Annotated in this window: 15 protein-coding genes; 8 read left to right on the top strand and 7 right to left on the bottom strand. The window is 67.0% G+C overall.

Annotation, left to right across the window (positions count from 1 at the left end; genetic code table 11):
- Positions 1–105: 105 nt before the first annotated feature.
- The 3 genes from C1876_RS09275 (at position 106) to C1876_RS09265 (ending at position 3,943) form a co-directional block, all read left to right on the top strand.
- Positions 106–1,254, top strand: a complete 1,149-nt coding sequence (locus tag C1876_RS09275; protein WP_114546446.1) for an acyl-CoA dehydrogenase family protein — start codon at positions 106–108, stop codon at positions 1,252–1,254.
- A gap of 367 nt (positions 1,255–1,621) precedes the next feature.
- On the top strand, positions 1,622–2,890 hold the full coding sequence (locus C1876_RS09270) for an MFS transporter (protein WP_227113299.1): 1,269 nt from the start codon (positions 1,622–1,624) through the stop codon (positions 2,888–2,890).
- 123 nt (positions 2,891–3,013) lie between these two features.
- The gene (locus C1876_RS09265; RefSeq protein ID WP_114546444.1) at positions 3,014–3,943 is read left to right on the top strand and encodes a LysR family transcriptional regulator; all 930 of its coding nucleotides are present in this window, start codon (positions 3,014–3,016) and stop codon (positions 3,941–3,943) included.
- A gap of 29 nt (positions 3,944–3,972) precedes the next feature.
- On the opposite strand, the gene C1876_RS09260 is transcribed toward C1876_RS09265, so the two are convergent.
- From C1876_RS09260 to C1876_RS09230, 7 genes are all read right to left on the bottom strand, one after another.
- Entirely contained in the window at positions 3,973–4,557 is a 585-nt protein-coding gene (locus C1876_RS09260; protein WP_114546443.1) for a hypothetical protein, read from the bottom strand.
- A gap of 30 nt (positions 4,558–4,587) precedes the next feature.
- Positions 4,588–5,514, bottom strand: a complete 927-nt coding sequence (locus C1876_RS09255; RefSeq protein WP_114546442.1) for a LysR family transcriptional regulator — start codon at positions 5,512–5,514, stop codon at positions 4,588–4,590.
- 140 nt (positions 5,515–5,654) lie between these two features.
- Positions 5,655–5,954 (bottom strand): ferredoxin family protein, encoded by a 300-nt coding sequence (locus C1876_RS09250; protein WP_114546441.1) that lies wholly within the window; start codon positions 5,952–5,954, stop codon positions 5,655–5,657.
- Positions 5,951–7,246, bottom strand: coding sequence for an FAD-dependent oxidoreductase (locus tag C1876_RS09245; protein ID WP_114546440.1), 1,296 nt, complete (start codon positions 7,244–7,246; stop codon positions 5,951–5,953). The genes C1876_RS09250 and C1876_RS09245 overlap by 4 nt, the downstream gene beginning before the upstream one ends.
- A 28-nt stretch (positions 7,247–7,274) precedes the next feature.
- Positions 7,275–8,165, bottom strand: a complete 891-nt coding sequence (locus tag C1876_RS09240; protein ID WP_114546439.1) for an electron transfer flavoprotein subunit alpha/FixB family protein — start codon at positions 8,163–8,165, stop codon at positions 7,275–7,277.
- Between the two features lie 27 nt (positions 8,166–8,192).
- On the bottom strand, positions 8,193–8,963 hold the full coding sequence (locus C1876_RS09235) for an adenine nucleotide alpha hydrolase family protein (RefSeq protein ID WP_114546438.1): 771 nt from the start codon (positions 8,961–8,963) through the stop codon (positions 8,193–8,195).
- A 52-nt stretch (positions 8,964–9,015) separates the two neighbouring features.
- Positions 9,016–10,170, bottom strand: a complete 1,155-nt coding sequence (locus C1876_RS09230; protein ID WP_114546437.1) for an acyl-CoA dehydrogenase family protein — start codon at positions 10,168–10,170, stop codon at positions 9,016–9,018.
- 497 nt (positions 10,171–10,667) lie between these two features.
- Here C1876_RS09230 and C1876_RS09225 point away from each other — a divergent pair, with 497 nt between their 5' ends.
- The 5 genes from C1876_RS09225 to C1876_RS17620 all read left to right on the top strand — a co-directional run bounded on the left by C1876_RS09225 (position 10,668) and on the right by C1876_RS17620 (position 22,332).
- Positions 10,668–11,876 carry an acyl-CoA dehydrogenase family protein gene (locus C1876_RS09225; protein WP_114546436.1) on the top strand — a complete coding sequence of 403 codons (1,209 nt, stop codon included), beginning with the start codon at positions 10,668–10,670 and terminating at the stop codon, positions 11,874–11,876.
- 280 nt (positions 11,877–12,156) lie between these two features.
- Complete coding sequence (locus tag C1876_RS09220; protein ID WP_114546435.1) at positions 12,157–13,641, top strand: aldehyde dehydrogenase family protein; 1,485 nt, start codon at positions 12,157–12,159, stop codon at positions 13,639–13,641.
- Positions 13,642–14,257: 616 nt separating this feature from the next.
- Positions 14,258–15,973 carry a SpaH/EbpB family LPXTG-anchored major pilin gene (locus C1876_RS09215; RefSeq protein WP_148044609.1) on the top strand — a complete coding sequence of 572 codons (1,716 nt, stop codon included), beginning with the start codon at positions 14,258–14,260 and terminating at the stop codon, positions 15,971–15,973.
- Positions 15,974–16,072: 99 nt separating this feature from the next.
- On the top strand, positions 16,073–17,656 hold the full coding sequence (locus C1876_RS09210; protein WP_148707941.1) for a SpaH/EbpB family LPXTG-anchored major pilin: 1,584 nt from the start codon (positions 16,073–16,075) through the stop codon (positions 17,654–17,656).
- Positions 17,657–17,667: 11 nt separating this feature from the next.
- Positions 17,668–22,332, top strand: coding sequence for a SpaA isopeptide-forming pilin-related protein (locus C1876_RS17620; protein ID WP_114546432.1), 4,665 nt, complete (start codon positions 17,668–17,670; stop codon positions 22,330–22,332).
- Positions 22,333–22,349: the final 17 nt, after the last annotated feature.

The following is a 22,349-nucleotide window of genomic DNA, read 5'->3' as shown; positions in this document are numbered from 1 at the left end:
CAGTCTCAGTATACTGGTAACAAGTAATCCCAGCTTGCAGCGTTGCCGGGTGCATGCGGGAGCCGCCCGCATCCCGGCGACGTTTTGAAGGAAAGAAGGTCCCCCGTGGATTTCGAACTGACTGATACGCAACGCAAGCTCGTCGAGACGTTCCGCGCGTTCGGCGAGGAGACGTTCACGCCCGAGCACGTGCATCAATGGCGTCGCGACCAGGGTCTGCCCGACGAGGTGGTCAAGGGGTTCGTCGATCTGTACTTCGGGCTGGAAGAGCTCGAGGACGGCGACGGCACGTTCAGCCTGTGCTCGCAGGCGCTCATCATCGAGGAGTTGTCCCGCTGCGCCGGCGCCACGCTGCCGTTCCAGAACGACCTGTTCAACCTGTCCATCGTGCGCCAGTTCGCCGGGGCGGGCGAGTTCGCCGACGTGCTGAAGGACTACCGCGAGACGGGGCGTTTGCTGTTCGCGCTCGCCATCTCCGAGCCCGAGGCCGGCTCGGACGCCATGAACATGCAGACGTACACGCGCACCATCGACGAGCACCTTATACTGAACGGTCACAAGACGTACGTGAACAACGGCGAGTACGCGCCCTATATCATGGTGGCCGCCATCGACCGCGACGCCGAGACGCCGGGCAAGTACCCGCCCATGACGTTCTGGCTCCTGCCGCGCAACCTCAAGGGCGTGAGCGCGTATCCCATCAACAAGATCGGGCAGTCCATGCTGCCGTTCGCCACGCTGCTGTTCGACAACGTGGAGCTGTCGCCGTCGTACCGCCTCAACGGGCGGCAGGAGGGCTTCCGCCAGCTGTTCCGCCTGCTCGAGTTCGGGCGCGTGTTCACGTGCGCCTCGTCGCTCGGCATGGCGCGCGCGGCCATGGAGGATGCGGTGCGCCACGCGCGCGACCGCAAGGCCTTCGGCGTGCAGATCGGCCGCTTCCAGCAGATCGAGCAGATGCTGACGGACATGGAGGTGAGCATCTACAACATGCGCTCCATGCTGTATCGCGCCGCCATCGACGTGGACAAGGGCGCCCCCGACGAGCGCCTGTCCGTCGCGCTCATGAAGCGCTACGTGCCGAACGCCGCCACCGAGGTGGCCTCGAGCGCCATGCAGATCCTCGGCGGCATGGGCTACACCGAAGGGGCCCGCGTGAGCCAGCTGTGGCAGGACTGCCGCGGAAACCAGATTGCGGAGGGCACCGACCAGATCATGGTGTACATCGCCTCGCCGCTCATCATGGAGAAGTACTGACGCCGCATCGCGCGACACCAGGATGTCCGGACGCCGGTACGCCCGGATGTCGAAGGGGTGCCCGCCGCCACGAGCGACGGGCACCCCTTTTTGATGCTTTGGGATACGGACGTTCGGCAGGAGGGCGAATCTGTCGGGCAGCGACCCGCATGAGTCCGGCAAATTGTTACTCAATTCTTCAATATTATCCATTGTACCCGCTGTTTCTCGGTCAGTTCTGAGGTTATGACCATTCTCCCTTGTCGAGCCGCACGGAATAATGTCAGCTAGAGAGCCTGCTGTCAGCAGAAAGTGTTCAGGGGTGCCGTTCCCCTCCGTGTGCGCTCAATACCACGAAGGGGGACGACGGAGAAATTAGGAGGACAAATTGAGTACCGCAGCTAAGAAAGAGAAGATGAGCGTGCGCCACATGCTCGTCGTTCTCACGGGCATCATGATCACCTTCGGGTGCTCGGCCCTGTGCTTTTCCACGTGGGGCCTGTTCCAGCCGGTCGTCGCCGAGGGTCTGGGCGTCGAGATCACCGCGTTCGCCATGTACGTCACCGTCATGTACCTGACGATGACCGTGGCTTCGCCCTTCGCCGGCAAGCTCATCCAGTCCATGGACATCCGCATCATCCTCACCATTTCGGCGTGTCTGGTGGGCGGGGCGTTCATCCTCATGAGCTTCTCGTACAACATCATCATGTTCTACGTCGCCGCCGTCCTGCTGGGCCTCGGCGAGATATCCATCCTGTGGCTCGCCATTCCGCAGCTCATCAACCGTTGGTTCGCCGAGCGCGCCGGCTTCTTCATCGGCCTGTGCATGGCGTTCACGGGCATCGGCGGCGCGGTGTGGTCCGCCGTGTTCACGGCGCTGCGCTCCGGCGGCATGGATTACCACACGATTTACCTGATCTGGGGCATCATCGCGCTCGTCACGTCCATTCCGTTCACGCTGTTCTGCATCCGCAGCCACCCGTCCGACGTGGGGCTTGCTCCCTACGGCGCGAAGGCCGTGGCCGCAGGCGCCGAGCCGGCGAAGCCCACCGGCATCTCCGCGGGCGCTGCCATGAAGATGCCCGTGTTCTACGCGCTGTGCCTGTTCGCCGGCATCATCAACGTGGCCGTGCTCATCGCGCAGCAGTTCCCCACCTACACGAAGTCCCTCACGGGCGCTGCGTTCGACGTGCTCGTCGTGGGCGGCATCATGGTCACCGTCATGATGGTGGGCCAGGCTATCTTCAAGATCGTGCTCGGCGCCGCCGCCGACAAGAACGCCAAGGGCGCGCTCATCTTCGCGTTCGTCTGCGGGGTGGGCGGCGTGCTGCTGTGCTGGTTCGGCTCGGCCTCCGAGATCATGATGTACGTGGGCGCGTTCGTGTTCGGCGCCTTCTACGCCACGGCCGTCGTGCTCGTGCCCATCGTGGTCAAGCAGGTGTTCGGTCTGCGCGACAACGCCATCATCTACTCCCGCATCTCGACCGTGTTCAACCTGATCGCCGCGTTCGCCTCCATGTTCTGGGCTTGGATCAGCTCGGGCTTCGGCTTCAACGCAGTGTTCATCGCCGGCCTTATCATGATCGTGGCCGTGCTGCTGCTGGGCCTGTACTCGTTCGCTCAGGCGAAGAAGCTTCGCAGCCAGTGGACCGACTAAGCTCGGCTATACTCTGCTAAACAGCTCTGCTTCTCATTCGGGGGCCCGCTTGGGCCCCCGCTTCGCTGAGACGTCGCGTAGCGCGTCGTCGTCAACCGATCGAGATCGTGGGGGAGTATCGGTATGAACCTGTCCCAGCTCTACTACTTCAAGAAGCTTGCCGAACTGCAGCACTACACACGCGCTGCCAAAGAGCTCTACATCGCCCAGCCGACGCTCTCCGACGCCATCAGCTCGTTGGAGAAGGAGCTGGGCGTTGCGCTGTTCTGCCGCGACGGGCGCAGCGTGAAGCTGACGCCCGACGGCAAGGAGTTCCACCGCTACGTGAGCGACAGCCTGCGCGCCCTCGACGACGGCATCGAGGTCATGGCGCGGCGCAAGCAGCAGATGGGCGGCACCGTCAACCTGGGCACGACGTTCACCGTGCAGGACGACTACCTGCCCGCGCTGCTCAAGGCCTACCACGAGCGCTACGGCGACGACGTGCGCATCGAGACGTACCAGGCCTTCACGAACTACCTCACGCAGAGCCTGCACAACGAGACGCTCGACGTGTCGTTCTGCGGACGACGCGATCACGAGCCCGACATCGAGTACCTTCCCGTGCTCAACCGCAGCCTCGAGCTGGGCGTGCGCGTGGACCATCCGCTGGCCAACCGCGCGTCGGTGTCGCTCGAGGAGCTGCGCGGCCTGCGCCTCATCACGTACCGCCGGGGCACGCCCATCGGCGAGGAGGTGCAGCGCTTGCTGGAGCAGAGCCCGCTCGAGGGCGTCGAGGCTCTCTACGACGACGACATCACCATGGCGTCCACCGTGTCGGTAGACGGGGGCCTCGCGGCGCTCATGCTGAACTCCATCGGCCTCAAGCTGTTCTCGAACATCACGACGGTGCCCCTTGAGGGCGTGCGTCCCGATTTCTACTGGGTGTATCTTGCGCACAGCAAGAAGCACGCCAAAACCGCCGCCGTGCAGTCGTTCATCGACTTCGTGCAAGAGTTCGACGCCGCCGGCGTAGACCTGGGATACCGGTTGGATAGCGAGGGAGAGCAGTGACGAAGCGCGGGGCGCTTCGTCACTGCTCTCTACCCGATGGCTTCTCGGTGCACGGCTACGGCCACGAGGCCTAGCTGCTCGACGTAGGCGTAGAGCTCGAAGCCGCGCTTGCAGCGGAACGTGCAGCTGACGCAGGGGTTCTTGTCGCAGTACGCGTAGGCGTCCTCGTCGCCGAGGGCGAACACGACGGGCTGGCGCTTGCCGGGCAGCACGTACTTGAGCTGCATGCCCGTGAACGTCTTGAGCGCGAACCAGCGCGGCGTGCAGTCGTCTTCGCGCACTTTCCAGAACACGCGCAGCGCGTTCATGTCGAACCCGCCCACCACGTCGTACGTGATCTCGATGCGCTCGGCGCATGCGGGGGCCTCGAGCGCATCGAGGCGCTCGAGCGCTCCCTCGTCGCACGCGGCGGGATCGGGGGCGGGCGCGTAGGGCAACTCGATGGTGGGACGGCGCCCGTCGCCTGCGTAGCGCGGGCCTTCGCCGCCGTCGACGCCCATGAGCACCGCGCCGCAGCCGGCGCAGCCGTAGAAGGGCACGGGCTCGTCGGCCACGCCGGGCTTCCAGGTGGCGCGCGTGCGGGTGGGGCTCAGGGTGTTGTTCGTATCCGCCATGCGATCCTCCGGGGGTAGGGGCGAGTCGGGTCAGTCGATGTAGCGGGCGTTCGGGTCCGCCTCGAGCGCCCGGTTGTCCGTGACGTACTGGATGAAGTGGTCGACGCAGTACGGGTGGTAGTTCTTCGTGCTGTAGGCCATGTACACGCGGTGGTAGCACGTGCGCCGCTCGAGCGGGCTCAGGTAGAACGGCCGGATGACCACGTTGTCTACGCTGCGCAGGAAGAACGTGTCCAGCATGAGGGCCGCCTCCACGCCGTTGGCCGCGAAGCCGGCCAGGATGGACTCGTCGAGGTAGCTGTACTCCACGTTGGCAACCTCGCGGTCGTCGAGCATGCGCTTGATGGCGCGGCCGAGCGGGATGGTGTCCACGTACGTGATGAGGTGCTGTTCCTGCAGGTCGGCCGGCGTGATGAACGCCTTGTCGACGAGCGGGCAGTCGGCGCTCATGGCCACGACCACCTTCTGCGTGAGCACGGGGATGTACGTGAGGTCGGGGTCGTCGTCGCCGCGGGCGCAGAACACCACGTCGTAGCAGCCGCTCAGCAGGTCCTTCACGAGGGGCTGGGACGTGTCCTCGCGCACGTTGAACGACACGCCGGCCGTGTGGGCCTTGTAGTCGTTGAGCAGCTTGGGGATGTAGTCGGTCTGCACGGTGATGATGCAGCCGAGGTCGATCTTGCCGCCGTCGCTCGTGCCGGCGTAGTTCTTCATGATGGCGATGCCCTTGTCGATTTGCTCGAGGCCCTTCGTCACGTAGATGAGGAACTCGCTGCCGTACTTGGTGAGGTGGATGTTGCGACCGGTTTTCTGGAACAGGGAGACGCCCAATTCCTGCTCGAGCGAGCTGATGGCGTTCGACAGGGAAGGCTGGGTGATGTAGAGCTCCTTCGCCGCCTTGGCGTAGTGCTGCAGTTCGGCTAGTTTACGGAAATAGTACAGCTGCGAAAGGTTCATGATCTCCCCCTGGAGTCAAACGTCGCATCCAACACCACCTCTATTATACGGGGGAAGCGCAGGGTTGCTGCTACACAAAACGCCTGATCTAGGTAATTTTGGAGGCCGTCTCGCCGCAACGGCCTCCCTGATGCAGCGTTTTATCCGTAGCGGTACTCGACGCCCATCGTGGGTTGCGGGTATTCCCAGCGCTTCACGATGGTGGAACCGCACAGGATGCGGCACGTGCCGCACTCGAGGCAGCCCGCGTAGTCGAACGAGCGCGCGCCCTGCTCGTCGATCTTGTACAGCGCGGCGGGGCAGGCCAGCACGAGCTTGCGGAACTCCGCGGCGTCGGCGTTGTCCACGAGCTCGATGTGCGCGTGCTCCTCGTCCACGTTGTACTTGTTGAGGGCCAGTTTGGCGTCGACGTTCACGTCGATGCTGATGGGGTTGCTCATAGGGCCTTCATCCCCTTCCTGCCGTCCTGGGCGAGCGTCCACAGGCCCACGCGCTTGAGCGGCGCCATGAGCTTGTCCTTGATGCGCGCCTGCGGATGCCCGTCCACCTTGAACAGGTTGAGCATGATGTCGCGGGCCATGACCGGGTATTCGTTGAAGATGCGGGTGGTTTCCTCCATGTAGTGGGGGAAACGGCGGAAGCGCTTGAGGTCCTGCAGCACGTAGCTGCCGTCGAGCAGCTGCTCGTAGGCGGCCAGGCGCGTCGCCGACACGTCGTCGGCCTCGAGCGCGCGCATCGCGGCCTGAGCCGCCGCATCGCCCGAGCTCACGGCGAAGTCCATGCCGCGCACGGAGTAGCCGAGGTTCATGCACAGCATGGCCGCGTCGCCGCACACGAGCACGCCGTCGCCGTAGAGCTTCGGCACCATGTCGAATCCGCCTTCGGGCACGAGGTGGCCGGAGTATTCCAGCAGCTCGCCGCCCTTGACGAGCGGGGCGATGTCGGCGCGCTGCTTGAAGTCCTCGAGCATCTGGTAGATCGGCACGTCGCCCGCGGCGAGGTCGGACAGCGTGGCCACGAGCCCGAGGGAGATCGAGTCGTCGTTGGTGTAGAGGAAGCCGCCGCCGATGCGGCCCTTCGTGCAGTCGCCGGCGAACATCCACGCCGCGCCCTCGCCGGGCGCGCACAGGAAGCGGTCTTCGATGACCGACGGCGGCAGGGCGATGGTCTCCTTCACGCCCACGGCCATCTGGTGGGGCGCCGGGCACGCGTCGGCCAGCCCGGCCTTGTGGGTGAGCAGGGAGTTCACGCCGTCGGCCAGCACGGTGATGCGGGCCTCCACCTCGTCGCCTCCCGCGACGACGCCGCATACGCGGCCGTCGCGCACGATGAGGTCCTCCACGGCGATGCCGTAGATGAAGTCGGCGCCCGCCTCCTCGGCCTGCTCGGCCAGCCACTGGTCGAAGGGCCCGCGCAGCACGGCGTAGGAGTCCTTGCCGGACTCGCGCAGCTCGTCGGCCGTGAAGTCCATGGTGAACAGGGCGTCGGGCGCGGCGAGCGATATCTTCTCGTGCGTGATGCGGCGCTGCAGGGGCGCGCGATCCTCGAAGTCGGGGAAGACCTCGGCCAGCGCATGCGTGTAGATGCGCCCGCCGGTCATGTTCTTCGCGCCGGCGTAGTTGCCGCGCTCCACCACGAGCACGGCCAGGCCCGCCGAGGCCAATCGGTAGGCCGCGACCGCGCCGGCGCATCCCGCGCCGACGACGATCGCGTCGAACTGATCTTCGGACATAGGGAATTCCTTCCGCGAGTCGGTTCGGTTAGGAGAGCTTCTCGACGAGGGCCGGCAGGGCCTCGTGCAGGTCGCCCACGAGGCCGAAGTCGGCCTGCGAGAACACGGGCGCGTTCTGGTCCTTGTTGATGGCCACGATGACGTCGGCGTTGTGCACGCCGATCATGTGCTGCATCTGGCCCGAGATGCCGATGGCGAAGTACACCTTCGGCGACACCATGCGGCCCGACACGCCCAGGTAGAGGTTCTTCGGCAGCCACTTCTCGTTCTCGGCGAGGGGACGCGAGCAGGCGATCTCGCCGTGCACAGCCGACGCGAGGTCGCGCGCGAGGTCGAGGTCCTCGACGTGGGCGAAGCCGCGGCCGGCGCCCACGATGACCGACGCGCGGCCCAGATCGGCGCCCACGTGCGGCACCTCGTGCGTGCCGCGCAGCTTGAGGGCGCGCTCGGGCGCGACGAACGCGCGGGTTTCCACGACGTCCGTGCCGCTGGCCTCGGCGTTCGCGAAGGCGCTGCCGTTGCTCGAGTAGAAGGCGCGCTCGCCCGTGGCCTGCTGCGTCTTCGTGGCGAGGCCGCCGAAGTACAGGCTGATCGCCTGCTCGCCGTCAAGCGCGGTGATGTCGCTCATGACGCTCGTGCCCGCATGCGCGGCAAGGCGGCCGCCGACGATCTTGAGGCGCGCGGTGGGTTCGAAGATCACCGCGTCGGGGTTCGTCTCGTCGTACAGGGCGGCCACGGTGTCGTAGGCGTTCTCCACGAGCTCGCCTTCCGGCAGCTCGATGTGGTAGGCCACGTCGGCCACGCCCGTCTGAGGCGCGCGCCCGATGGAGACGAGCAGGACGTCGTCGGCGAGCGTGCGGGCTCCGGCGCACAGCTCCTTCTGCGCATCTGCCGATTCAGCGATAACGAATGCTTTCATGATTAAGGCCTCTCTCTCATCTCTCGGCTACGGGCGGACGGCTGCGGCCACCGCAGCGGCGAACGCGTCGAAGTCCCCGTCGTTTTTCATGTCGAACACCTGACGCTTGCGCTCGGCCAGCTCGGGCGCGGTGATGCTGGCGATTTCCACCGCGGGCGTCGTGTCCACGCCGGCGTCGGCGGCCGAGGTCACCGTGGTCGGCTTCTTGCCGGCGGCCAGGATCTCGCGCATGCCGGCGATGCGGGGGAACGCGCACTCGGGCGTGACGGCCACTACGGCGGGCAGGGGCACTTCGATCTCCTCCACCACGTCGGGCAGCGTGCGCTCCACCACCACGGCGCCGTCCTCGAGCTTGAGGGACGTGACGGCGTTGATGACGGGCAGGCCCAGCTCGGCGGCCAGCTGCACGTCAACCTGGCCGGCGTACATGTCGGCCGAGCCGTCACCGCACACGATGAGGTCGACGTCGCCGATGCCCTCCACGAGCTTCGCCAGAGCGCGCGCCGTCGTGCGGGCGTCGGCGAACTGGAAGGCGTCGTCGGCGATGAGGCGCAGCTCCGCGGGGCCGCGCGACAGAATGCTCTTCTTCACCTTGAGGTCGTCGGCCTTCGCGTTGCTCGCGCTGATGGCGTACAACGTGGCGCCCGTCGCCTCGGCCAGCAGCGTGGCGGCCTCGATGGCGTTGAGGTCGTACTCGCTCACGATCTGGTGCGCCTTGGAGTAGTCGAGGGTGCGGTCGCTTGCGACGACGATGTCCTGATCGTCGGGCACCACTTTCACTGCAACGGCAATGTTCATCTCGGTTCCTTTCGTTCGTTCGGTCGGATTCGACGGGGTCGGTACGGCTTCGCTACTTCGCGTAGCGCTTGAGGATCTGGCGTCCGGCGATGTAGCTCATGATTTCCACGGTGCCGCCGGCAAGCTGGTTGCCGCGCAGGTCGGTCCAGATGCGGCCGACGCGCGAGGCCGTGGTGTAGCCGAGCGCCGCGAAGATCTCGAGCGCCATGTCGGCCACCTTCGTGCAGCCCACCGTGGCGTAGCGCTTGAGCAGCGCCGCTTCGGTACGGACGGATTCGCCCTGGTCGAGCTGCCACAGGGTCTTGTACAGCATGTTGCGCGAGTTCTCCAGGATGGTTTCCATCTCGGCCAGCATGTCCTGGATCATGGGGTTCCAGCCGATGGGCTTGCCGAAGGCGTAGCGCTCGTTGGCGTAGGCCGCCGCGTCGTCCATGCAGGCTTGCGCGAGGCCGAGCGACTGGGCCACCACGAGGCAGCGCTCGATCTCGAAGTTCTTCATGAGCAGCAAAAAGCCCTCGCCCTCCTTGCCGAGGCGCATGTCCTCGGTGAGCACGACCTCGTCGAAGAACACGTCCACGAAGGGGATGATCTGCTGGCCGATCTTCTCGAGCGGGGCGGTGGACAGGCCGGGGGTATCGGTGGGGATGAGCCACAGCGACATGCTCTCGTTGGCGTGCGCCGGGTGCTCGTCCTTCGACACCACCAGCATATAGGGGGTGTTGCCGCCGTTCGTGACCCAGGTCTTCTGGCCGTTCATGATGTACGTGCCGTCTTCCTGGCGCTTCGTGTACGTGCTCATGGCCTTGTTGTCGGAACCGGCGCCCGGCTCGGACAGGGCGAGCGAGGCGATGGGCTTGCCCGACTTGTTATATTGGTCGACCACGAGGGACACCTGCTCGGGGGTGCCGAACTCCGCCACGTCGGCCGTGGCCAGCATGGCCGTCATGAACGGGGTCATGCAGCCGGTGGCGTGGTAGAGCGTCTCGGTCATGAGGCCGAGCGTGAGCTTGTCGCAGGGGATGCCGCCGCATTCTTCGGGCAGTCCCATGAAGGCGAATCCCGCGTCGCGGTACGCCTCGCCGATCTCGTCGGGGATGCCGTGGTTCTCGTACATGGCGCTCACGGTCTCTTCATCGAAGTACCGGTCGGCGAATTCTTGGATGCTCTCGACCAGCAGTTCCTGATCGACGGTCAAGCTGAAATCCATAGTCAACGCTCCTTTACTGTCCAGGTTCTGTTCCCTCGTTCGTGCGCTTCACCCCGCCGCGCCCCGGGCTTTCCCGAAGAGCAGTACCGCACATTGATAGTTCTGACGGATGCTAAGCACAGTTTGCACCCAGAATCACGTCAGTGTCCAATAGGTTCTTTTCAGCTATTCATAGGTTAATTCATAGGTTTCTTCTATTGATGGCGGGGGAGTCGCGGGGGCGCTCTGCGGTGCCAATACTAGCAATACTGCATATGAACAGGTATAATATAAATTGTGGCACAAGGGGCGGCGACGGAAAAACGGGAATAACCGCGCAAAACGGCGGCGAATCATAGCTAAAACCTATCTTTGGCAAATGATTCATCATCATTTACCTATTGGACAAAATAATCGTTTAGGGTGCAAACTGTGAGCAACGAGGTTGCCGCTCACCGACACACGACGGCGAAGCAGCCCGAAACCCATCAGTCTGGCAAGACGTTGAAGGAGGATGTATGAGCAAGCTTACCCCTGAGGAGTTCCGCGAATACCTCAAGACCGTGCGTGCGCTCGCCGAGGGACCGTTCGAGGAAATGCAGAAGGAGGTCGAGGTCACCAACGCGTTCCCGCAGGAATTCTACGACCTCGCCATCGAGAACAACCTGTACCGCTACGCGCTGCCCGAAGAGTACGGCGGATGGGGCCTGTCCGAGAAGGAGATCCTGCAGGTGCAGGAGGAGTTCTCCCGCGGCCCGGGCGGCATGCGCATGCACCTGCACTACGCTGCCGACCTCAACTGGCGCATCCTTGACGATTACGGCAAGCCGGAGCTCAAGGCCGAGTTCATGGACAAGTTCCAGGACAAGACCATCTTCACGAACTTCGCGCTGACCGAGCAGACCGGCGGCACCGGTGCCGACCTGCACACCACCGCCCTCAAGGACGAGAACGGCAACTACGTGCTGAACGGCGAGAAGTGGCTCATCTCCCACACCGACTGCTCGCAGTACGCCTACGTCATCGCCGTGACCGATCCCGAGAAGCAGGGCGACGAGCGTCTGTCCGCCTTCTTCGTGCCCATGGACACGCCGGGCTTCGAGCTCGTCCCCATGCCGCACATGATGGGCTGCCGCGGCGCGGGCCATGCGGGCTTCAAGATGACGAACGTCGTGCTCGACCCGAAGTACCTGCTCGGCGAAGAGGGCCAGGGCATGGAAGTGGCCATGCACTCGCTCGCCATCTCCCGCGTGCACATCGCCGACTCGAACCTCGGCATGTCCCAGCGCATGCTCGAAATGTCCATCGCCCGTGCTCGCGACCGCGTCACCTTCGGCAAGCCGATCATCCAGCGTCAGGCCATCAAGATGAAGCTGGCGAACATGGCCACGAACATCCACGCGCTGCGCTGCATGATCATGGACTTCGCCGACGAGTACGACGTCGATCCGCACAACGAGTTCGTCGACGAGAAGGCCGCCATGTGCAAGCTGTTCTCCATCGACACCGTGAAGATGGTTTCCGACGAGATGCTGGAGATCTTTGGCGGCGACGGCTACTTCGAGGACTCGCCGTACGGCCCGACCGAGCGCCTGTACCGTGACTGCCGCGCCATGTGGCTTGAGGAAGGCGCTCCCACCGTGCAGCGCATCACCATCGCCCGTGGCGTCGACAAGCACGACGGCCACGTGGAGTACGCCGACTGGATTGCCGGCACGGCTCTGTAAGCACCACCCGCATTACCTTCCCCTTAACGAACGAAGGGCCCCGGTTTCCGCCGGGGCCCTTCGTTCGTTTCGAGGGGCCCGGCGCTTCCGTCGGCCGCTGGAACGTCGTGCCGCTTCCGGCGCGAGGCGGGCCGTTCGCCGGAAATGCTTCTTGATCGGCAACGTTTCTCGACCGTTGCCGGGTTTACACGAAACGGCGACTGACAACGCCCCTGCTCGCACGCTATGCTGGGGACAGCAGGCGGCGCGGGGTGCGCCGCAAGAACGAAAGGAAGCGCCCATGAACAACCCTGCTCAGAAATCCTACCAGCTCTACATCGACGGCCAGTGGGTCGACGCGTCGGACGGCGGAACGCTCGACGTGTACTGCCCGGCCAACGGTGAACAGCTTTCAACTATCGCCGACGCCACGAAGGAAGATGTCGATCGCGCGGTCGACGCCGCGTGGGAGGCGTTCAAAACCTGGGGCAAGACCACCAAGGCCGAGCGAGCCATCATCTTGAACAAGGTGGCCGACCTCATCGAGGAGAACGCGGAGAAGTTCGCGCTGCTCGAGTCGCTCGACAACGGCAAGCCCATTCGCGAGACGCGCGCCATCGACGTGGCGCTGTCCGTGGACCATTTCCGCTACTTCGCCGGCGTGCTCTTGGCCGACACGGGCGAGACCGACAAGCTGCCCGGCAACCTGCTGTCCATCGTGCTGCACGAGCCCATCGGCGTCGTCGGCCAGATCGTGCCGTGGAACTTCCCGTTCCTCATGGCCGCCTGGAAGCTGGCTCCCGTGCTGGCCGCCGGCGACTGCACGGTGTTCAAGCCCTCGTCCACGACGTCGCTCACGGTGCTCGAGCTGGCGAAGCTCACGCAGGACATCATCCCGGCCGGCGTGTTCAACGTGGTGACGGGCCGCGGCTCGAAGTCGGGTCAGTACATCCTCGACAACCCGAAGATCAGCAAGCTCGCGTTCACCGGCTCCACCGAAGTGGGCCGCGACGTGGCCCGCGCGGCGGCCGAGCGCCTCATCCCGGCCACGCTCGAGCTGGGCGGCAAGTCGGCGAACATCATCTTCGACGACGCCAAGTGGGACATGGTGATGGACGGCGTGCAGCTGGGCATCCTGTTCAACCAGGGCCAGGTGTGCTGCGCCGGCAGCCGCATCTTCGTGCAGGAGGACATCTACGACAAGTTCGTGCACGACGCGTGCGAGGCCTTCAACAACGTGAAGGTGGGCATGCCCTGGGAGGACGACACCCAGATGGGCAGCCAGATCGACGAGAACCAGCTCAACAAGATCCTCGAGTACGTGGAGATCGCCAAGCAGGAGGGCGGCCGCGTGCTCTGCGGCGGCGAGCGCAACACCGAGGGCGACCTTGCCAAGGGCGCGTTCATGAAGCCGACGCTGCTCGAGGTGCCGAACAACTCGTGCCGCGTGGCGCAGGAGGAGATCTTCGGGCCGGTGGCCGTGGTCATCAAGTTCAAGGACGAGCAGGAAGTCATCGACATGGCGAACGACTCGGTGTACGGCCTGGGCGGTGCCGTGTGGACGCGCGACATCAACCGCGCCTTCCGCGTGGCCGAGGGCATTCAGACGGGCCGCATGTGGGTGAACACCTACAACCAGATTCCGTCGGGCGCGCCGTTCGGCGGCTATAAGGAATCCGGCATCGGCCGCGAGACGCACAAGGTGATGCTCGAGCACTACACGCAGGCGAAGAACATCATGATCAACCTCGGCGAAGAGCCGAGCGGGTTCTACCCGGCGAAGTAAACCGCGAAGGATCAGAAGCGCCCCGGGAAACCGGGGCGCTTTTTTGTCCCCTTCTTTTCCATGGCGCGGCATACGCTTGCTTGTCCTCGCTGCGTTTGCCGCGCCGATCGCACGCCGCGCCCATCCCGAATCGGCGCGGAACGCGCGCGTCCGTCCGCATGATCACCCCCGCGCCAAAAGGGGTGCGGGCACCCGCCCCCGCGCCATGGAGACCCCTCCTACCTTACAACCTCGTGAACGGAAGCCCACGTGCCTGTTGCGGGGCGGGCACGCTCCGGTGGCAGAATGCGCTTCGTCATCGTTCGGCGCTCCGGTAGGCCTTATGCTCCCAGCATAGCGTTGAGCCGTCCCCTTACCGGCCGCGCTCCCGAACCGAACAAGCACCACCCATTGCAGGGGCCCCTTCGGGTCGCGCGAAGCGCTGTCTTTTTCGCGAAAACCACCCGTCACCTGCGATGGCCGACCCCCTGCAGCGCAATCGCTTCCTTGCATGCCCGGCACGTACGGGCGCACTCGGCAAGCGGGATCGCGAGCGTCGCATCGGCGAACACGCCGCCGCGACGCGGAATACGAGACGGGAGGAGCCCGTCCCCACCCCGGTATGAAAGGAAGACAGATGGAACAGAGGTTATCTGGGCTGTCGGGAAGGATGATGGCCGTGCTCGTGACGGTCGCGCTCGCCGCCTCGATGGCGCTCGGTGCCGCTCCGGCGTTCGCGCTCAACAACGGCGGCCTGACCGACGACGGCACCGCGTCGATCACCGTGCACAAGTACCGCACGCCGGCGGCATCGTCCGAGCCCGGCACCGGATCGGCATCGGATGCGGGCAACCTGCCCACCGGCGCCGAGCCGATGAAGGACGTGGACTTCACGCTGTACAAGCTCGACTCCGCCAAGGTCGAGGGCTCGGTGGCCGGCACGGCCGCCGTCAGCACGGCGCCGACGCTCGACGGCGTGACGGCCTTCTTGAACCTGTACAAGGCCAACAGCTTCACGCCCGTCGTGAAGACCACCGACGTGGACGGCACGGCCACCTTCGGCAGCCTGTCGTTCGGCTACTACCTGCTCGTGGAAACGGATGCGGGCGGGGCGAACGTCGACGTGAGCGTGCCCAGCATCATCACGCTGCCCTATGCGCAGCAGGCGACGGGCGGCGCCACCACGTACCTCAAGGACGTGAACGTGTACCCCAAGAACGTCAGCAAGGAAGAGGTTGAGAAGACTATCATCGACGAGCCCGACCTCGTGAAGCCGGGCGACACGCTGAGCTACCAGATCGCGTTCAAGATTCCCAGCCCGTCCAACATCTTCACCGACCCTGCGAACTGCCTCAAGGGCACCATCGTGGATACGCTGCCGAAGAACGGCGCGGGCCAGCCCACCATCACCATCAAGAACGACTACACCGTGGTGGCGCTTGCGCAGGACGGCACCGAGAACGTGCTGACCCCCGGCGACATCGGCTTCTCCGACACGTCGACCACGAACGGCCAGGCCACCTGGACCATCACGCCGGCTATCGCGCAGGCCATCAACGTCATCAACGTGGCGAACACCGCCACGCCCGCCAAGCAGATCGGCAAGGTGCTCATCCGCGTGAACGCGACGGTGAACAACAACGCCTTCAACGCGGGCGTCGACGCGAACGGGCTGCCCATCGTGCAGAACACCGCGACGGTCACCATCATCGATGCGCTGGGCAACACCACCATCGACACCAAGACGAGCGTGACGAACCCCATCCCGCTCATCGGCTTCCAGTTCGTGAAGGTTGACGTGGACGGCCATGCCATCCTCACCGACTCCGCCACGTTCAAGCTTGCCACCTCCTACGACAACGCGGTTGCGGGCACGTTCCTCAAGAACGCCACCGCCACCGCCGACCTCACCGCCACGACGAACGTCGCCGACGGCAAGGCCGTGTTCTCGGGTCTGAGCTTCGACAACCTCACGTCGGGCGGCACGGCCTACACCGCCATCGAGCAGGCCGTGACGGCTGCGCGCTCCAGCCTGGGCACCGTGCAGACCGTGGAGCTGTGGATGTGCGAGACGAAGGCCCCGAACGGCTACCGCATCCTGCAGGCGCCCCAGAAGGTGACGCTGCAAATCGTGAAGGCGACGGCCGACGCCAAGGTGACCACCTCGGTGGTGGGCGGCCCGCTGTCCCTCATCAACACGCGTGACGGCCAGGAAGGCGGCGGCAACTTCGCCCTGCCGAACACGGGCGGCACGGGCGCGCTGATCTTCGGCATCGTGGGCGCCGTGCTCATCGGTGCGGCGGTGACGTACTTCGTGCGTTCCCGCAAGCGCGACCAGAACAAGCAGTCCTAACCGCCGTTGCAGGGCGAGGCCCCGTTCGAGGCCTCGCCCTGCGCGCGGGGAGCCGGGTGCGGCAGACGACCGATCGTGGGAAGAGCGAGGTGTGATCGAGTGGAATCAGCGAACGAACGCATGCACGGCCGGAATGCCGTGCGAAGCCTGACGGCGCTCGGCGTCGCGCTCGTCCTCGCCCTGCTCGCCGTCGTCTGCGGCGCGGCGCTCTGCCCGGGCGCAGCCTGGGCGGCGGATGAGCGCACCGGTTCCATCGTGGTGCACGAGTACCGCACGCAGCTCGGAGCCACGCAGCCGGGCACGGGCGACGCAGGCGCTATCCTGCCCGCCGACGCCGAGCCGCTGGCGGACGTGCCGCTGACGCTCTATCGGCTTTCCGAAGACCCGCAGGCGGCCAACGGCTTCGACCCGTCCGTCACGGTGGATTCGCCTCCGCTCGCCTCGTTCGACCCGCGCACGGGCTCGACCGACGCGCAGGGCGCGCTCGCGTTCGGCGACCTGCCGCGCGGCGTGTACCTGCTCGTGCAGGGCGCCATGCCCGGCCTGCAGCCCGCGCAGCAGAAGCTGCTCGTGGCCGTGCCCATGGAGAACGCCGCGAGCGACGAGGCGCGCTGGGACGTGCACGTGTACCCGAAATCGTACGCCGTGGCGTCCATCGCCAAGCAGGCCGTCGACCCGGATACCGTGTACGGCGTGGGCGACGAGGCCTCGTGGCGCATCGTGCTGCCCGTGCCGGCCGAGCTCAAAGCGAACGGCGCCGACGGCACGGTGCGCTACGGCAGCGCGCTTGCGGTGCGCGACCCGCTTGACGCCCGGCTCGACTTCGTGGAGGGCGCGCAGGTGGCGCTCGTGGACGAGCACGGCGCGCCGAGCGCGACCGCGCTCGTGGCCGGCGTGGACTACGAGGAGGCGTTCGACGCGCGCACCCGCACGGCGAGCTGGACGTTCACCGACGAGGCGCTCAAGCGCATCGCCGACGCGGGCGCGCACGACCTCGTCATCACGCTGACCACGCGGGTGAACGAAGCCGCCTACGATGCGCCCGGCGCCATCTACAACGACGCATCGGCGTCGTTCACGAGCGCGACGGGCAAGCCCGTGCAGGTGGTGGTCGTGCCCGGCGGCACGCCCGACCCGGAGAACCCCGCGCACCCGCGCATCTACACGGGCGGTCTGCGCATCGACAAGCACCTCGACGCGACGGGGGAGAAGCTCTCCGGCGCCGTGTTCAAGGTGGCGCGCTCCTACGACGATGCGCGCGCCGGGCGCTTCATCCCCCGCACGGCGGGCGGCGCGGCGCAGGACATCGAGCTTGTCACCGACGCGAACGGCGCCGCATCCCTCGCCGGCCTCGCCGCAGGCACGTACTGGCTCGTGGAGACGCAGGCGCCGTCGTATGCGGATGCGCACGGCGCGACCCATGCATGCGTGCGCCTCACCGAGCCGGCGGCCGTCACCGTGCCCGACGATCCGGCGTCGGCAACGGTGGGCGTTTCGGTGGCGAACCGTCTTGAAACGCCGCTCGACCAGGCGGGGAGCGCGGCGTGGACGACGCTCGTCAAAACGGGCGACGCCGGATGGCTTGCAGCGGCGGCGCTGCTCGTCGCGCTTGCCGCCGGCATCGGCGCCGCGGCGTATCGACGCAGCGTGCGCGTGCGCGACGAACGTACGGACGAGAGGTAGGAGGAACGGCTATGAAGAAGCTCGAACCGAGGCGCACGGCGCCGCGCCCGCTGCGTTGCGCGTGGCGCATGCTGCTGTGCGCGCTGCTCGCCCTCACGCTCGTGCCCTCCCTCGCCGCCGGCGCGCCTGCCGACGCTGCCGCTGCCGGCTCCGCTTCCGCCGCCTCCTCCGACGCGCCCGTCGCGTCCGATGCCGCGCATGACGACGAACCCTCGGCCGTCGAGCCGCCTGCGGGCGATGCCGACCCCGAGACGCCGACGCCCCCGCCCGCCGACGATGCATCCGACGACGAGGATTCCCCCGACGGCGCCGAAGCCGACGCCGACGCGGGAGCGCCCGAAGCCGCGCCCGAAGCCGACGCCGACGCTCCCGACGACGATGCCGCCGCCGCGGCCGCTGCGGCGGCCGAGCCGCGCGCTGCGGGCGACACCCTGTACGTGTCGGCCGCGGGCAACGACCTCACGGGCGACGGCACGCACGCCAAGCCGCTGGCAACGCTCCAGGCCGCGGTGCAGAAGGCGTCGGCGAGCACGCCCACCATCGTCGCCGTCATCGGCAACCTCACCGCCACCACGACGGCTGCCGTGGGGGAGAAAACCATCACGGTCACCACCGATGCCGCCCAGGCGACGCCCGCCGTCGTCACGGGCCGCACGGCGGTCACGCTGTTCACCGTCAACACCGGCTCCCTCACGTTCGCCAACGTCGTCATCGACGGCGCCTCGACGTCGGTCGACCATCGCGTGGCCGACGTGTCGGGCACGAACGGCCAGCTCGTGCTTGCGTCGGGCACCACCATCAGGAACTGGTACAGCTCGGGGTTCGCCGGCGCGCTTCGCCTGCATGCGAACAACGCGTCGCTGCTCATGCAGACGGGCAGCACCATCCAGGGCTGCCGTCTCGTCACCTCGGGCGCCCATGCGGGCGGCGCGGCCGTCAACGTCATGGCGAACCGCACGCCCGGCATCACCACGTCGCCGCTGTCGTCGAACCGCGCCTCGTTCACCATGCAGAGCGGCGCGTCCATCGTCGACTGCGACACCCAGCTCACCTCGAACGCGAGCCTCTCGGGCGGCGGCGCCGTCCACGCGGCGGACGCGGTCGTGTCCATCCAGGCCGGCGCCTCCCTGAACTCCTCCGACCTCACGTACCAAAACGCGCTCGGCCTGCTGTTCGACCCGACGGGCACGCGCCAGGGCGGCGGCGGGCTGTTCGCCAACAACTGCAAGGTGGACATCGCCGGCACGGTGGACTCCTGCAACGTGAAGAGCTCGGTGAACATCTCGACGGCCAGCTTCTACGCGGGCGGCGGGGGCGTGTTCCTCTACGACTACGGCTGCACGACGGGCAACGCCGTGGACTGCCGCACCGTCATCAGCGGCACGGTGTCGAACTGCTCGGCCATCGCGGGCGGCGGCGTGTTCTACTGGAGCGAGGCCGACGGCTACGGCGAGGGCGACAACCTGTGGGTGGGCACGGGCGGCGCGCCGCTCACGTCGGCCAGCCAGGTGGTGGACAAGGTGTACGACACGCTCACGCTGAGCGGCAGCATCACGAACTGCTCCACCACCGACGTGGGCACGCTGCGCACCATCTCGCTGGGCGCGTACGGCGATTTCGAGCGCTACGGCATCGGCGGCGGCGCCATCTGCGGCGCCTACAACGGCCTCATCGTGCTGGCCGACGGCGCGCGCATCGACGCGTGTTCCACGTACAGCGAGGGCGGCGGCGTGTCGAACTACGGCGTGTCGGTGTTCTGCCTCGACAACTCGGCCAACCTGAGCGGCGGCCCGAAGGTGACGAACTGCTCGTCGGGCAAGATCGCCGGCGGTCTGAGCTTCGGCGCGGCCGGCTCTATCGAGAGCGTCATCGTGGACGGCTGCACGGCCGGCGCGTTCGGCGGCGGGCTGTACCTCTACAGCGGCTCGACCACCATCTACAACTGCTCGGTCACGAACTGCTCGGCCGATCTGTATGGCGGCGGCATCATGCAGGACATGATCCACGACCTGTTCTGGTACGGCGGCACGGTGAAGGACAACCACGCCGTCCTCGGCGGGGGCGGCATGGCGCTGTACGGCTTCTACGGCGGCTCGTCGGGCTCGCCGCGCGGCGCCGTGTTCAACTATCCTGTCACGGCGAACAACGGCTTCACGAACCCCACCTACTACAAGTCGGCCATCCTCGCGAACAAGATCGTGGCGCCCAGCATCCTGCGGGCCAACACGCAGGGGCTCACGAACGCGGCGTCGGACGTGTGGACGAACGCGCTGGGAGCCTCGTCGCGCATCGACGTGCGCGGCAGCTTCGTGGACGGCTCGAAGATCGGCGTCATCGTGTCCGAAGGCCTCGTCACGCTCAACACGAGCGGCGCCCAGTTCGGCACGGTCTACCAGTCCGGCGCGAACCTGGTCCCCTTCGCCAACGACGTGAACGCCACGCTCGTGGCGGCGGCGAACGGCACGCGCCTCGTGTGGGCGGACGGCTTCGTGGTGGACTACCAGGCCAACGCCCCTCTCGGATCGACGCTCACCGGTTCGGCGCCCTTCGACGGCGCCGACGGCATGGCGAACGCCTACGCCCGCTCGAACGGCTCGGCCACCGTGCTCGGCCAGGGAACGATGGCCGTCAACGGCTACACGTTCAAGGGATGGGCGGCTGCGGCCACCGATACCGCGCCGCGCTTCCAGCCGGGCGCCGCCATCACCTACGATGCGTCGCTCGACCCGCTCAAGAACGGCCATATGGTGCTGTACGCCGTGTGGCAGGCGCCCCCGCGCGTGTGCCAGATCATCCGCGACACGAACGGCGACGGCACGCCCGACACGTTCTACAAGGCCTACACCACGCTCTACGAGGCGTTCAACGACGTCCAGACGAACGATCGCATCGAGATGCTGCGCGACGCGTCCCTCGTGGACTTCTCGGCCGCCGCAGGCCAGCAGCCCGCCGATGGCGGCGTGAAGCTTGCCGCGGGCAAGACCGGCGTCGTGCTCACCACGGCGCCGCTCGTGCAGATCATCCCGGGCGCCCAGGGCTGGCTCGGTTCCGTGCCCTCTTCGGGCCTGCTCACGGCTACGATCACGCGCACCGCCTCCGGTTCGACCACGTCGTGGCTGTCCGTCGCGGGCGGCCTGACGGTGACGAACCTCGTGATGGACGGCGCGTGCGCCCTGCGGCAGGGGCAGAGCGGCACGGGCGTCGTCGGACAGCAGGCGCTGATCGAGGTGGCGGGCGCGTCGTCGTCGCTCGCGCTCAACGCGGGCACCACGCTCAAGAACGCCTGCAATGCGACGGGCCCCGGCGGCGCGGTGCACGCGAGCGCCCAGGCGACCGTGCGCCTGTCCACGGGCGCGGCCGTCACCGGGTGCACGGCCGCCGACGGCGGCGGCGTGGCCGTGGAGAACGCCACGTTCACGCAGGCCGGCGGCTCGGTGAACGGGTGCACGGCCGCGCGCTTCGGCGGCGGCGTGTACGTCGGGCCCCAGGCGACGGCGAGCATGGCGGGCCTCGCGGAGGTGCGCGGCAACGTGGCGAAGCGCTCGGGCGGCGGCCTGTACGTGGACGCCGCGGCGCGCCTCACGCTGTCGGGCGGCACGGTGGCCGCCAACGCGTGCTCGGCCGAGAACAACGACGGGGGAGCCTACGCCGGCGCCTTCGTCGGCGGCATCGGGCTGGGCTCGTATGCGTCCGCGACGCCGCTCGTCACCCTGAGCGGGGCCACACTCGTGTCGGGCAACCTCGGGCGCCCGCCGAAGGGCCTGTCCACCGACAGCCCGAAGGCGTCCGACCTCGAGGTGGCGCGCGCGGGCACGTCGTACTCGCTGGCCGTGGACGCGTCGGGCCTCGCTCCCACGGCGGCCGTCGGCATCACGTCGGCCAGCTCGTCGCTGCTCGCGGCGGGCGCGCAGTTCGCTTCGCGCGTGGGAACGGCCCCCATCGTGGGCCTGCAGCTGTTCTTCAACAACGCCAACGCGGGTCTCGCGGCCGTGGCGGGAGCGGGCGACGCCGTGGTGTGGCGCGGCCTCTCCGCCGACGTGTCGTTCACGAAGGTGGGCCTCGACCAGGCCACGGGCAAGACGGTGAAGCTGGCGGGCGCGAAGTTCGCGGTGTACCGCTACGTGGGCTCCCTCAACATCACCCCGATCACCATCAACGGCGGCTCCATCGATCTGGCCACCACGCTGTCCACCCAATGGGCGCCCGTCGTCGCGGCCGACGGCACGACGGGCACGGCGGGCGATCCGTCGAACGTGCCCTACGTGTTCACGTCCTCGTCGAGCGCCGACACGCTGGGCGTGGTGAACCTCACGCAGCTCACGCCGGCGGCATGGTACATGCTCGTCGAGGTGGAGGCGCCTGCGGGCTATCAGCAGCCCACCGGCCAGTGGGCGTTCCAGGCGCTCGAGCTGTCGGGATCGGTGGGAGGCTACGGCATCGACGTGAGCACGCTGCTGGCGCGCAAGGGCGACGGCGGCCTGCTGCCCACCGCCTTCTCCACGTCCGTCACCCTGGGCGGCACGGTGCAGCGCGGCGTGTTCCTGACGAACGTGCCGCTGTACAACCTGCCCTTCGCCGGCTCGCCGACGGCGGGGCCCTTCGTCGGCGTGCTTGCGGGCCTCGCGCTCGTCGCGGCGGCCCTCCTGCTGCATCGCGCGCGCCGCTCCACCTCATGAGGGCGCGCGACCGCGTT

It is taken from the genome of Eggerthella sinensis (assembly GCF_003339815.1).
GTDB lineage: Bacteria > Actinomycetota > Coriobacteriia > Coriobacteriales > Eggerthellaceae > Eggerthella > Eggerthella sinensis.
Note: the sequence above shows the minus strand (reverse complement) of the source record. Positions and strands in the feature narration are given on the sequence as shown.

Coding starts and splice junctions, on each gene's coding strand:
- C1876_RS09250 (WP_114546441.1), bottom strand. CDS start 5,954: ATGAGCAACCCCATCAGCATCGACGTGAACGTCGACGCCAAACTGGCC.
- C1876_RS09255 (WP_114546442.1), bottom strand. CDS start 5,514: ATGAACCTTTCGCAGCTGTACTATTTCCGTAAACTAGCCGAACTGCAG.
- C1876_RS09260 (WP_114546443.1), bottom strand. CDS start 4,557: ATGGCGGATACGAACAACACCCTGAGCCCCACCCGCACGCGCGCCACC.
- C1876_RS09220 (WP_114546435.1), top strand. CDS start 12,157: ATGAACAACCCTGCTCAGAAATCCTACCAGCTCTACATCGACGGCCAG.
- C1876_RS09235 (WP_114546438.1), bottom strand. CDS start 8,963: ATGAACATTGCCGTTGCAGTGAAAGTGGTGCCCGACGATCAGGACATC.
- C1876_RS09215 (WP_148044609.1), top strand. CDS start 14,258: ATGGAACAGAGGTTATCTGGGCTGTCGGGAAGGATGATGGCCGTGCTC.
- C1876_RS09230 (WP_114546437.1), bottom strand. CDS start 10,170: ATGGATTTCAGCTTGACCGTCGATCAGGAACTGCTGGTCGAGAGCATC.
- C1876_RS09240 (WP_114546439.1), bottom strand. CDS start 8,165: ATGAAAGCATTCGTTATCGCTGAATCGGCAGATGCGCAGAAGGAGCTG.
- C1876_RS09245 (WP_114546440.1), bottom strand. CDS start 7,246: ATGTCCGAAGATCAGTTCGACGCGATCGTCGTCGGCGCGGGATGCGCC.
- C1876_RS09225 (WP_114546436.1), top strand. CDS start 10,668: ATGAGCAAGCTTACCCCTGAGGAGTTCCGCGAATACCTCAAGACCGTG.
- C1876_RS17620 (WP_114546432.1), top strand. CDS start 17,668: ATGAAGAAGCTCGAACCGAGGCGCACGGCGCCGCGCCCGCTGCGTTGC.
- C1876_RS09265 (WP_114546444.1), top strand. CDS start 3,014: ATGAACCTGTCCCAGCTCTACTACTTCAAGAAGCTTGCCGAACTGCAG.